Source organism: Pseudoalteromonas sp. APAL1, assembly GCF_021532475.1.
In the GTDB taxonomy this organism is placed as follows: Bacteria; Pseudomonadota; Gammaproteobacteria; order Enterobacterales; family Alteromonadaceae; genus Pseudoalteromonas; species Pseudoalteromonas lipolytica_C.
In genome coordinates this window covers 1-12,707 of the sequence record NZ_JAKGAW010000076.1, presented here as the reverse complement: position 1 = coordinate 12,707, position 12,707 = coordinate 1, and the positions used below count along the sequence as shown (strand labels likewise).

7 protein-coding genes are annotated in these 12,707 nt (G+C 39.7%); 5 read left to right on the top strand and 2 right to left on the bottom strand.

Annotation, left to right across the window (positions count from 1 at the left end; all coding sequences use genetic code 11):
- Nucleotides 1-116: 116 nt before the first annotated feature.
- The gene (locus L1264_RS20620; RefSeq protein ID WP_235404523.1) at nt 117-845 is read right to left on the bottom strand and encodes a hypothetical protein; all 729 of its coding nucleotides are present in this window, start codon (nt 843-845) and stop codon (nt 117-119) included.
- 159 nt (nt 846-1,004) lie between these two features.
- Here L1264_RS20620 and L1264_RS20615 point away from each other — a divergent pair, with 159 nt between their 5' ends.
- Together L1264_RS20615 and L1264_RS20610 are read left to right on the top strand one after the other, a co-directional pair.
- The gene (locus L1264_RS20615; RefSeq protein ID WP_155950875.1) at nt 1,005-1,169 is read left to right on the top strand and encodes a hypothetical protein; all 165 of its coding nucleotides are present in this window, start codon (nt 1,005-1,007) and stop codon (nt 1,167-1,169) included.
- Nucleotides 1,170-1,586: 417 nt separating this feature from the next.
- Nucleotides 1,587-4,361, top strand: coding sequence for a collagenase (locus L1264_RS20610; RefSeq protein ID WP_235404521.1), 2,775 nt, complete (start codon nt 1,587-1,589; stop codon nt 4,359-4,361).
- Between the two features lie 401 nt (nt 4,362-4,762).
- Here L1264_RS20610 and L1264_RS20605 read toward each other — a convergent pair whose 3' ends face one another.
- On the bottom strand, nt 4,763-7,240 hold the full coding sequence (locus L1264_RS20605) for a hypothetical protein (protein WP_235404519.1): 2,478 nt from the start codon (nt 7,238-7,240) through the stop codon (nt 4,763-4,765).
- A 65-nt stretch (nt 7,241-7,305) separates the two neighbouring features.
- Between L1264_RS20605 and L1264_RS20600 the strand changes: the two genes are divergently transcribed.
- From L1264_RS20600 to L1264_RS20590, 3 genes are all read left to right on the top strand, one after another.
- A complete protein-coding gene (locus L1264_RS20600) occupies nt 7,306-9,054 on the top strand; it encodes an MFS transporter (RefSeq protein ID WP_235404517.1) in 1,749 nt (582 codons plus the stop codon).
- A 4-nt stretch (nt 9,055-9,058) separates the two neighbouring features.
- The gene (gene ygjK / locus L1264_RS20595; protein ID WP_199530077.1) at nt 9,059-11,428 is read left to right on the top strand and encodes an alpha-glucosidase; all 2,370 of its coding nucleotides are present in this window, start codon (nt 9,059-9,061) and stop codon (nt 11,426-11,428) included.
- Between the two features lie 168 nt (nt 11,429-11,596).
- Nucleotides 11,597-12,565 (top strand): dihydrodipicolinate synthase family protein, encoded by a 969-nt coding sequence (locus tag L1264_RS20590; protein ID WP_036973847.1) that lies wholly within the window; start codon nt 11,597-11,599, stop codon nt 12,563-12,565.
- Nucleotides 12,566-12,707: the final 142 nt, after the last annotated feature.

The window sequence follows — 12,707 nt, the reverse complement described above, 5'->3', positions numbered from 1 at the left end:
TATCTCAGGAGAAACAATCCGTTAAAACGAAAGTCTTCGAATTATCGAAGTTGGATTTTGGATCTGAGAAAAAAGAAGCAGCCTAGCCGTTAAGCTAGACTGTAGAAGCCCAGTGATCAGAGCGAAGTGATGTCGCTGGGTAGTTCACTTTGAGGTTGCTCAGCTTTTCGTAGCTCTACCTCTTTTTTGATCTCAAGCTCTTTAAGCTCAACATCACGCTGGTGAGTGGCTTGAATTGCTTTTTGTTCATCGCTCTTTCTATTCTGCAGTCGCTTTTCAAGTTCATCGAATGCAACAGACACTTTCTCTTCTACTGTTTTAGCACGCAAAGACTGTATTGCTCGGTTATATTCTTCATAAGGCATTTTTACAAGAACATATGCATTTGCTACTCCATCAACATTATACAATTCACGCTTTACTCTCTGCGCACCGGCAACACTAACTTCTTCGACAATTGAATCAATAAGCATATTAATTTGAGTCTCAAGGTTTGAATCTAGAGTCTGGTTTTCATATGAACGCTCTTGGCCAGAGATAAGCTGTTTAAAGCTCTTTGCTACATCAAATTTAGCTCTGAGCTCGGCTGCTTTTAATGCAAAAGGAGGTTTGTTTGATGAACCGAATCCAACGCCAAATACACCTGTTGAGTCAGATTGTGGTACATCTAAGTACCAATCTGGAATACTATTAATGAGTTGGTCCATTTTCTCGGTTTTTTTATCAACTTGCTTTTGGTGAGCAACTTCTATCTGTTCAATTTTTTCATGAATACCGTTACTAGAACATGCTGAAACTGTTAGTACAGTGATCGCGATTAATAGGTGACGTTTTAAAGTTTTCATGCATTTCTCCAAATTTGAATTTCAAAAGTAACGATACAGGATGTTTAAAAACGCGCATTTTTAAAAAAACTTAAATTTGATTAACCAGCAGGACAGTATTTAAGATCCGTATAACCCCCAAATTTGTGAGGGTTATTGAAGAAACTAAAGGATTTTTGCATGAACAAATTCGCCATATTGTTTGGGTTGTCATTTATTTTGCCCAGTAAAGTAATCGCTGTAACTGGTGGAGGAGATCAAGGCGGCCCAGCATATGAAAGTTGGCAAGGGTTGATTATTAAAGATGAAAATCGTTGCTATCCTGAGGTTAAGTTGCAGGCTTGACCATTCCGAGAGCGCTATTTGCTCCCTTACCTTTTCTAGATAGTAAAAACTAACATCTAAACAAATGATGACCTGAGTGTGGCCAACTGAAAACTATTTTAATTTTAAGAGCTGTTAATTTCGTTACTTTTACATTATACAAGTTTATCTTTAGTTTAGGGTGTATTTACATTTACGCATATCTACAGCTTTGTCCTTTCTAGCCATACTTCTCATTCTAAATATTTAATGACTTTGTTTTCTTAGTTGAAATATAGATTAACTTCAGACCTTATTTCTTTCGTCAAACCATCAACAGGATCTACTTACATCGTTATTTAAATATAAAATATATTGTATACAATGATAATTATATGTTACAAAAGTGTTTCTCTTTCCGGGTTGGATAGAGAAAACAATAATTATCAAAGGTAAATTATGAAAATTAAAACATTAATTCTGGCGCTACCTATACTTGGAGCAAGCTCTTTAGCTCAATCAGCTAACCTGCAAGAGCGCTTGTTTACACCAAAAAATGCAGAAATTGAGCGCACACATCATCACGGTGTAGATCACCAACATAATGAAAAAGCCCCTATAGCTGAGTTGCAAAAGCAGCCGCAACAACTTAATCAATTTATGATGCGCAGCCAAGCCGCCGTTGTCAGTTGTGATTTAGCTGCGATGGCAAGTGCAAGCACTAGTACAATTATCACTGAACTTAAAAGCCAAGGTACTAGTTGTATTAATGAACTTTTTAGTGCGCCATCTTCTATTCAGAGTCAGGTTTATAGTTCAGATAACATGTATGCCGTTGCAAATCATGCTAAGTCACTCTCACAGACTTATGCTGGTGGTGGAGATGTTGATTTAGAAGCGCTGTTTTTATATTTGCGTGCGGGTTTTTATGTTGAGTTTTATAATGCTGACGTGAATTTTAGCTCTTGGGTACAACCTGCAGTAGTTGATGCTATAGATGCATTTGTAAACAATAGCCACTTTTATGATGATAATGATGGACACGGTAAAACACTTGCTGAAGTTATCATAACTATGGATAGTGCTGAGCAGCAGCATCGTTACTTAAACGTAGTAAAGCAGTGGTTAACGCGCTTCAATGAGAGTTATGCTGCAAAATGGAATATGCGCAGTGCTGTTAATGGTATTTTCACGCTACTTTATCGTGGCCAGTGGAATGATGCATTTGTAACCGCTATCGGCACTGATACTGACTTAGTTGCTAAGCTAAGCGCATTTACTCAAAAGCAGTGGATGATAGACTCAGATGCACAATACTTGATTGTTAACGCTGCCAGTGAACTAGCTCGTTTAAAACAATATTCAGGCACGCCAATACAAGAAAGTGTTGATACTGGTTTGAAAGCTATTTTTAGCACCTATAACAGTTTTGGTTATGGTGATGCAGTATGGCTTGCAGCAGCTGATTCTGTAAGTTATTACGCAGATTGTAATGACTACGGTATTTGTGGCTTTGTTGATGAACTAACTCAACAAGTGTTGTCACAAAATTATAGCTGTAGTAGTACTATAAAAATTCGCTCGCAAAATATGACGGCTATTCAACATGCAGCAGCATGTGATGCTATGGGCGCTGAAGAAGGGCTTTTTCATAATAAGCTAGCCACAAATAACACCCCTGTTGCTGATGACAACAATAACTTTTTACAAGTAAATATATTTGACAGTAGTGACGATTATAGCAAGTACGCAGGTGCTATCTTTGGTATAAATACTAACAATGGTGGTATGTATTTAGAAGGTGACCCAACTGTAGCTGGCAACCAAGCTAATTTTATAGCTTATGAAGCAAGTTATGCCAATGCAGAGCACTATGTATGGAACTTAGAGCACGAGTATGTTCACTATTTAGATGGCCGTTTCGACTTATATGGTGACTTTAACGCACCCACAGAAGATATTGTCTGGTGGTCAGAGGGGGTTGCAGAGTATGTTGCTAATTTAAATAACAACGATGCTGCAAAAGCCACTATTAGTGATGGCTCGCGCTATACACTAGCGCAAATTTTTGACACCACCTATGATGGATTTGATCAAGATCGAATTTATCGCTGGGGTTACTTAGCTGTTCGCTTTATGTTTGAACGTCACAACAACGAACTTGATGCTATGTTGGCTCATACCCGCACTGGTAATTGGAGTGCCTATAAATCAAAAACTGTAGAGTGGGCCAATAATTATGAGAATGAATTTGTACAGTGGTGCGATGACTTAGTTGCAGGTACGAGCACTAATACCCCACCAATAGCACAAATTAATGGCCCATATTCTGGCATGCAAAATAACAGTATAAGCTTCACGAGTAATGGTAGTAATGATAGCGATGGTAGTATCGCTAGTTATCAATGGAACTTTGGCGATGGTAGCAGTTCAAATCTGGCAAATCCTACTCATAGTTACACAAGTGCAGGAGAATACACCATAACATTAACTGTGGTTGATAATGAAGGTGCAAGCCAAACTGTCACTACAGTAGCAACTATCGAAGCTGACAGTAGTGTTGATGATGGTGTGCTATTGAATAGCCAGCCAATTAACATCAGTGGCGCTCAAGATGAATTTTTATATTTCACTTTTGATGTTCCTTCAGGCGCCAGCGACCTTATGTTTAATTTAACTGGTGGTACAGGTGATGCGGATTTATATGTAAGTTTTGAAGTAGCACCGAGTGAAGCTATATATGATTGTCGCCCTTACATTGGTGGTAACGAAGAGTCGTGTACTATTAATCCTGCACAAGTAGGCCGATACCATGTGATGGTTAGAGGTTATAATGCATTTGATAACGTTCAGTTAACAGCATCATTTACCCAAGTGACTTCTAACGTGCCAGATGTGTGTGCTAGTCAAGGCAGCCGAAGCAGTGGCCGCTTAAATGATGGCGAAGTAATTTGTCTAGGTAATAGCGATCCTATGTGGTTTAGCATTGCAGATGTTCAAGGCCAAAATGGTATTGCCATCACCACCGCTAATGGTAGTGGTGATTTAAGTCTAAGCTACGCTGCAAGTGGTTGGCCAAATGGTAACAATGAAGTGGCTGAGTCAAATAATAGCGGAAATGGAGAGTGTATTTATATTTCAGGCCAGAGTGAATACTGGGGCTACCTAAAAGTAGCAGGTAATAGCACTGGTGCAAGCTTAGTCGTCGACTTTAACAGTCAAGGGTGTCCTTAGTTAATATATAAACTTAAAGCGTGATCTCACGTACTTTATATAATGGAGTCATCAGTTTTCTGGTGGCTCTTTTTTTATAAAGAAACAAATGCAAAGGTTCATTTATTCAAAGTCAAAACCCCCTTTATCTTTTTTCTGGTGTTTTAAACTAACTATAAATTGAACTACTTGGATGTAAAGTTGATAAATAAACATTCAATTGTACTTACGTTGCAAAAGTGTCGATAAAGCAGACAACTTCAATATTGATGAGTGCATTGAAAGGTAATTAAATTAGGGCATAGATGGCTGAGTATGAAGAGAAAGGAAGCAACTCAGTTAACGCTGGACTAAATAATGGTTATCTAAAGAGAAGCTTAAAGCCACTTTCTTGCGAAAGTGGCGTCGTCCTATTGTTAAGCTTAGGACAAAGTAAGCTCTTGAATAAGGCGAATAGGCTCACCATCAACATTTAAAATGGCCTTTACAGAAATCTGTTGTGGTTTGTCAGTTTTTGTTACTTTGAAGGTGTATGTTTTTTGTTCATAAGGTGCTAAATCAACACTTTTCTGTTGAGATTTTGCGGGAGTGGCTTGCTCGAATGATGTCGAGGTTAGAATAATGTCACCAATTGTATCTCCAGAATAAGGCCCAGATAAATTAAGCTCTACTAACCAATAGTCTTCATGCTCTTTCGTTTTAATTACATTAAACTCAACGCCATTAAACGGGGTTACTCGCTTTGAGAGCGTAGATTGGTGCGTTAACGACTTCCATTTGAGAGTTTGCGCAATAGTAACCTTATCAGCATTTATTTCTGTTGGCAGTGAGATATTATGTGTTCCTGAGCTCAAGCTGCGTTTTAGCTTATGAGTTTTGCTTGGCTTATTAGCACTATTTGTGAGTGTCACTTGTGCAGTAATTTCTAAAGGGGAATCAGTTGGATTGACAACTCTTAAAAAAGGCTTCTGTTGGTGATAATAAATATCAGATTTAACCCCGGAAAGTGTACTAAAACCAGCATTATTTAATGTGGCTATATATTGACTTTCTAAGGCCTCTAGTTCAGAACTGGCTTCATCGTGCAGCTCTATAGAGGGTAATTTTGCTAAAATATTACTCAACTCAAGATCGCATTGTGGTATAAACCCCTCGTGTTGCTGGCAGGTTTTAAAAACTCGGTTTAGTAGATCATAATTTTTAAAAAGCCAAGGGTTTGTAAGCGCATTCTCTGCTGTGATAGGCAACAAGCGAGAAGGGGTAGGATTAAATAAGTAAGGGGTGATTTTATGATTGTTATTTTGACCTAACAAGCTGATCTTTTCGCTGTTAAGTGTTGCAATCATTTGCTTATTCAGGGGAATAGAAAATTGTTGGGTTACTTTCTTACTACCACGTTGAGCGTGTAAGTTAATGCTTAATTGTGCTTGCTCGAGCGTTAGGTTTATTGCAAGTTTCTTATCTGCGATTAATGCACTTTTTATCTCAGGTGTCAGGGCTATTTGCTTTGCTTTAAAGTTATCGTAGCTTTGTGCATTTATAATTAAGTGACTGCCATCTTCAATAAGCAGCATCAGCAATTGATCATCACTTGCCTGCTCTTCACCAACAAAAGTACGGCGATATTTTTGGTTTTTTTGGTTACGCTTTCCTTGTAGTGCTATGCCAATTTTTCCTCGATGTAATTGAGCAGCTTCGAACTCGATTAGCGCGGCCACTTGGTGTTTATTTGCCACATCAATGAGCGAACTCGGCTTTGGAGCAGGAAAGTCCATGACTGGGTGATTAGCCGTTGAGGGGGGGGTAATATCTAACCGCGATAATGCCGTCGATTGAGTGTTACGTAGCCAGTAAGCGTTACCGTCTTGCTCCCAAGGGCCCGATACAATATGGAAGCTAGGCTGGATATTCTCTACAAAATCAGCAAAACCTTGTTCTATTTCCGACCAATTTTTAAAAGTACTCTTAAGCAGTGAGTTAGCTGTTGAAAGTGTGGCTTCGCTGTGTGGGTTCGCTAATCTGAGCTCTTCAATAAAGTGAGCAAAGTACTGTGCCCGTTCAGGAGAGCTTAAAAGGTAATGAATTATAAAAAAATTAAGTCCACGTTTTAGTGCTGGATCGTCATTTATTTCTTCAATTGTAGGTTTATTTGCGCTGTAATATTGTTTTAAACCGGTTTCAATGTAATTCATTGGGGCGCGATCAAATACCATGACGGTGAGTTGTTTTTGCTTAGGATCATAAACATGGTGAGCAATCGAATCAGCTAAACCTTCGGTGATCCAATTAGGTGCCCACGTTGAATGGCCGTTTAATGCCATATGAAAAGCATGCATGGTTTCGTGAATAACTATATAACGCTGATGGTGCTCACGGTGGCTGGGGAAATTATATCCGGCACGGTTATAAAACATAGTTTCACCACCGGCCGTTTTATGTACTCCACGTAAAAAACCATCATCAAGCATGGCTTCTCGTACACGGGAGCGACTACTACCATAAACAACTGCAATGCGTTGGCGCTCAATATTTGGGGGAGCCATACCAAATAAAGCAACATAATGTGGATATGCCATTTCAAGTAGCTCTAAGTATAGCGTGACCTTCTCTTTGGGTAGATCACTTTTTAGCGCAAAGTGCTTACTTACCCACCAGTTGTAGCCCCGACTATTTCCTATTTTGCCATCGCTGTATGTATATGGAATTGTTTTTCCTAAAAACTCAATATCGATATTATTGAGTGTGCTGGTATAGCCCTGGACGGTAATGTTTGCTTGCATTTTACTTGGGCCGCTTTTTATGTTGCCGATATCAGGTTTATTATTCGCACTAGTATTAGGCGTGGGCTGACAGGCAGTGAGTAGTAAAGTTAATAATGTGAGAGATATAATTTTTGTCATTTTAGTTGCTTTGCTTGTATATTGTATGCAATATAAAATACTGCGTTTAATTGAAAAAGTAAACTATGAATAATAACCAACAATTACAATCAGCAGCACAGCAGGAAACTGGTAAAAATAAACAAACTTGGCGTAGCTTTGGGTTAGGTTTCTACTTGGCTAATACCATGGAAATTTTTGAGCGTTTAGCTTGGTATGGCTTTTTTGCAGTATCGTCGGTGTATATGACCACACCCATTGAGCAAGGGGGGGTCGGATTTAGTGATGCAGAGCGAGGCGCCGTGCAGGGGATAATTCCGTTTTTTTTATACTTATTACCTGTGATCACTGGGGCTTTTGCCGATCGCTATGGCTATAAAAAAATGTTTACATGCTCATTTATTGTGATGGCGCCGAGTTATTACTTTTTGGGTCAAGTGACAGACTTTAATTCGTTCTTTATGATTTTAATGTTAGTCGCTTTTGGTGCATCCTGCTTTAAGCCTGTTGTAGTTGGCACTATAAGTCAAAACACTAACGACAGTAACCGGGGTTTAGGCTTTGGTATTTTTTACACTATGGTTAATTTGGGGGGCTTCATAGGCCCGTTAGTGGCTGGGTATTTACGGACTATTAGTTGGGATGCGGTATTTATTATGTCGGCATCTTGGATAGTTGTTAATTTTATTCCATTGCTCTTTTACCGTGAGTCAAGCAGCAAACTACGTAGCAGCATAGGGGCGGCAGCGGTTTTACAGCAAGCTCAACATGTTTTGGGTAACAGCCGTTTCGCATTGTTACTGTTTACCAGTGTAATTATTTTAATGACGGGGGGAGTTAGCTGGTTAACATATACTCAAGCTTTTTCGCTAATTACGATTTGGTTAGCTGCGAACTGGTTATGGGATAAGTGCGTAAGCGTGCAAAAAGCGTCTAAATGGTATCTACAACCGGTGAGGGTTAGCAATCGTAGTTTTGCACTATATTTAGCAATATTAACGGGGTTTTGGACGGTATATAACCAACTTTTTTATACTCTACCTCTGTTTATACGTGACTATATTGATACTCAAGATTTAGTTGCAATCTTGAGCTACTTTAGTCAATCAGCAGTGGATTTTTTTGCTTATGTTGATATTCAGGCTTTAAGTAACAAACTGCAAACACTGGCTGCTACTCATAGTGTAACACCAGTCAAAGAGGTAAATTTAGAGGCTGTGCGTCTAGAGTTAGTCCACTTAAAAGTTAATGTTCCTGTTGCTGAAATAGCGCTATTTTTTAAACAAGCCAGTGCTTCTAGCTTTTCGGCTGAGCAAAGTATGCAATTGGCGCAGCAGTGGCTTAAATACCGACAGGTAAACCCTGAATACCTGATTAATTTAGATTTTGCAGCTATTGTTCTGTTACAAATAATAGTAAGTGTTAAATGCCAGCATTTTAAAGTTATATCTGTCCTAATAAGCGGTTTAATTGTCACAGCAGGTGCTTTTTTAGTGTTGTTATTAATGAGCGCGGGGGTATTACTAAGCCAATTGGGAGGTTTAGTAGTGGTAACGGTTATATTATTAATTGCTTTTGGTGAAATGCTCACCTCTCCAAAAAGCCAAGAGTATGTAGCCAGCATAGCTCCAAAAGGCAGTGCTGCTATGTTTATGGGTTATTACTTTGTATCTATGGCATTAGGCTTTTTATTTGCTGGATTTTTGTCTGGGTGGAGTTATGGTTACCTAGTCAAAGAGATAAAATCCCCCGAAATCATGTGGCTATTATTTGCAGGCATTGCACTAGTTACCGGATTTGGTTTTTATTTATTAGCGCGATACAAAAAGGGCTAAATAAATGATTTTTAAAAATCTGTTTATTTTAATCACCGTGCTTTTAATCAGTCATTGTGAGGCTGCTGCTAGTGATGTGGTTGATTATAAAAACTTAATAGATAGAACCGGAAGCCCATATTATATGCAGGACTTTGAGCAAGGTGGCCACCAACGTTTTAGCCCTCTTTTTGATCTAGGCGCGTGGCATGGACATTTGCTACCAACAGATGAAAACGTCGGCGCGTTCACCGGGCCTGCTATTGTTACTGAGGAGTATTTAAATTTTATAGCGCCTTATCTAGAAAAGCTGACTGTTTATAAAGGCATGAAAGTCGATGAGGCCAATAAAGTGAAGCTAGCAATGCGGGCTTACAGCGAACCCGGCGCGTTAGTGCAAGAGCTGAGCGGTGATGGGGTAAACATAACGCTTACTTTGCGCTTTGTGACAAATCGCACTTCATTAGTTAAAACACAGATTAAAACCACTGAGCCTGTTACATTACATTTCACAGGAAAGCTTATAAACCATTTACGTGCTAACAATGGCACCGAAAAAGCGGGGCGTTCGCCATTTGTGGTTTATCCGAAATTAACCCCCCGATGGCAAGTCACCAGCAATAGTATTGCGATTAGTTTTGGCAAAGTAAGGGCGCATGGACACCTGCTCACCTCGGGGAGTTCACAGTTATTGCTTAAAAAAACGTTAGCGGTTAAAACACGTCATGACGACCTAAGTTACTCAAGCACAACGCACATAAAAAACAATCGCACATTCTACACAAGCTATTCATATTTATTAAATAATCAAGACGTGGTACGTGAAAGAGAGATTGTTGATGAAATTTTAAAGCAACCCGAACACTATTTATCACGTAGTAAATTACGTTGGCAAGAGTATATAAATAAAGCGACACAGCCAATTAGTAACAAGCAGCCAGCCTTACAAAAACTTGCGGTAAAAAGTGTTGAAACGTTAATTGGAAATTGGCGCAGTAAAGCTGGTGCCGTAGGTTTTGATACCGTTAGTCCTGCCGTGACCGGTCGCTGGTTTTCAGGTAATCAAACTTGGCCTTGGGATAGCTACAAGCAGGCATATGCACTGGTAACATTTAATCCAGAGCTTGCTAAACAAAATTTGAATGCTGTGTTTGAGCATCAAATAACGCCAAACGATGCTGTCAGGCCATGGGATGCTGGATTTATACCTGACTTAGTGGCCTATAATTTTAGTGCAAAACGCGGTGGGGACGGCACAAATTGGAATGAGCGTAATACTAAGCCAAGCTTGGCAGCTTGGGCTGTGTGGCAGGTGTTTGAAAATACAGGCGATACTCAGTGGCTCGCGCACATATACCCTAAACTAGTTGCTTATCGTGGATGGTGGCTACGCAATCGTGATCATAATAAAAACGGTGTGCCAGAGTATGGTGCCACGGTTGATAAAGCCCATAATACTCGTGACGGCAAGTTATTATTTAATGTAAAAACCTCGGCAGGTTGGCGAACAAGAAGTGGCTTAAAAAACTATAGGACTTACCTAAACGATGAAGCAACCTTAGAAATTAAAGTTCCGGCACAAACAGCCGCATCTTGGGAATCTGGTCGTGATGATGCTGCTGTGTTTGGTTTTATAAATAATCAACAGTTAAATCGTTATATAAAAAACGGCGGGATTCGTGGTGACTGGCACGTTGGTTTTGCAGAAAATCGTAATGATACAGGTACATTAGTTGGGTATTCATTATTGCAAGAATCTGTGGATCAAGCCTCTTATATGGCTGCTGATAACCGTTATTTAAGTAAAATAGCGAAGCAGCTTAAGTTACCGCACCAAGCAAGTTACTTTTTAAGGCAAGCCGCTCAGTTAAGGGATTATATCAATCGGTGCATGTTTGATAAAAATACAGGCTTCTACTACGACATTGAAATAGCAGATACCCCCTTAGCGAATGGTTGCGCTGGGAGGACTTTAGTAAAAAGAGGCAAAGGTCCTGAAGGGTGGTCACCGTTGTTTAATCAAGTAGCGAGTATGGAACAGGCCAGTGATGTGGTAAAAACAATGCTTGATAACAATGAGTTTAATACTTACGTTCCGCTTGGCAGTGCTGCGCTGACTAATCCGGCTTTCGGTGCGGATATATATTGGCGTGGACGAGTATGGCTTGATCAAGCTTACTTTGGGTTAGTAGGTATGAGTCATTACGGTTATTGCAAACAAGCTCAGCAATTAAGTGAAAAGCTATTAAATCATGCCAATGGTTTGCTTTCTAATGCGCCAATACGTGAGAATTATAATCCGCTTAATGGTGAGCAACAAGGAGCGCCTAACTTTTCATGGAGCGCAGCACACTTATTACTAATTGCTCAAAAGCAAGGTAAATGGTGCCAATAATTGGCACTGTTTAATTCAGTTCACCAGACTAATCACACTATGGCATAAATTAATCACCACTGCTTAAGCTTCACAAATTACAAGAGAATTAACACAAATAGAATATTGTATACAATATTCTATTTGTGTTAATATTTATAGGAGTTACCTTTAAGCACAGGAAATATGATGAAAACAACGAACACAGATTGGCGCTTTTCAGTTATGCCGGCCGTATTCACATGGCTAAAAGAGTCTGAATCTGGATCATTTGAAATAGACTTTGATACAACAAAGAAATACGCTGCAGAAATTTTAAAAGTACAAGGGAAAGGCGGTAGTAGAATGGGGGGGCTTGTTGGCTCAGGCACATTAGGTGAAAATAGTTATCTAAGTGTTGATCAGCGTCTTTCTTTACTTGAAGCTCTTTCTGATGTTGCAAAAGAATACGGTGTGCCACTGATCAGTGGTGCTGCGGCAGAAACGAAAGAAGAAATAGCTGAAATTGTAAAGCAACTTGCATCTGTTGGCGTAGATACTGTCATGGTTATGCCACCAAAAACCAAAGAAGCACCTAGTGATGAAGATATGTATGCATATTATGCGCTTTGTGCAACAGCCGCTAAAGAGGCTGGCATTACAATTATGCCTTATAACAACCCAGATGCAGCTGGCTACCATGCGCTCTCAACCGAGCTTCTTAAAAAACTTGCTGCGCTTCCTGAAGTAACTGCGTTAAAAATATCGACGTCAGATGTTTCAATCATTGAGACGATAATGCTAGAAAACAAAGATGCAAAAATTTTGGCAGGTGTAGACACTGTCACTGTGCATGCCGGACTAGCAGGAGCATGTGGCGGGATCACAGGTGTAGGTTGTATCTTTCCAAAAGCGAGTGTGACGATGCAGGAGTATGTAAATAAAGGGGAATGGGCTGAGGCTAACAAAATTTCTCAGGCTATGAATTCCATCTCTTACTTGGATGCTCAACCGCTACTTATGGAGTACCTTAAGTGCGCATTTGGAATTCATCATGACGATAAGGATGGTGGACTTCGTACTTTCGGTAATAAATTAACTCAACAGCAAATTGATGACGTTCGTGCAAGATACCTTATAGCACGAGAGAGGCTTAAAGCTTTGGACTTGTTAGGCTAATTCGTTGTCTAGTTCTGTGAACTACTCGCGCCTAAAGGCATCGAGCTTCCAAGATAATAGCCTAAGCTACTAACCTTTCTTTTTTGACGCTTCGTTGGACACCGCTAGTCGAGCTTTTGACTCGGCTAGTCTTACGATTGCC

Coding starts and splice junctions, on each gene's coding strand:
- L1264_RS20620 (WP_235404523.1), bottom strand. CDS start 845: ATGAAAACTTTAAAACGTCACCTATTAATCGCGATCACTGTACTAACA.
- L1264_RS20590 (WP_036973847.1), top strand. CDS start 11,597: ATGAAAACAACGAACACAGATTGGCGCTTTTCAGTTATGCCGGCCGTA.
- L1264_RS20600 (WP_235404517.1), top strand. CDS start 7,306: ATGAATAATAACCAACAATTACAATCAGCAGCACAGCAGGAAACTGGT.
- ygjK (WP_199530077.1), top strand. CDS start 9,059: ATGATTTTTAAAAATCTGTTTATTTTAATCACCGTGCTTTTAATCAGT.
- L1264_RS20615 (WP_155950875.1), top strand. CDS start 1,005: ATGAACAAATTCGCCATATTGTTTGGGTTGTCATTTATTTTGCCCAGT.
- L1264_RS20605 (WP_235404519.1), bottom strand. CDS start 7,240: ATGACAAAAATTATATCTCTCACATTATTAACTTTACTACTCACTGCC.
- L1264_RS20610 (WP_235404521.1), top strand. CDS start 1,587: ATGAAAATTAAAACATTAATTCTGGCGCTACCTATACTTGGAGCAAGC.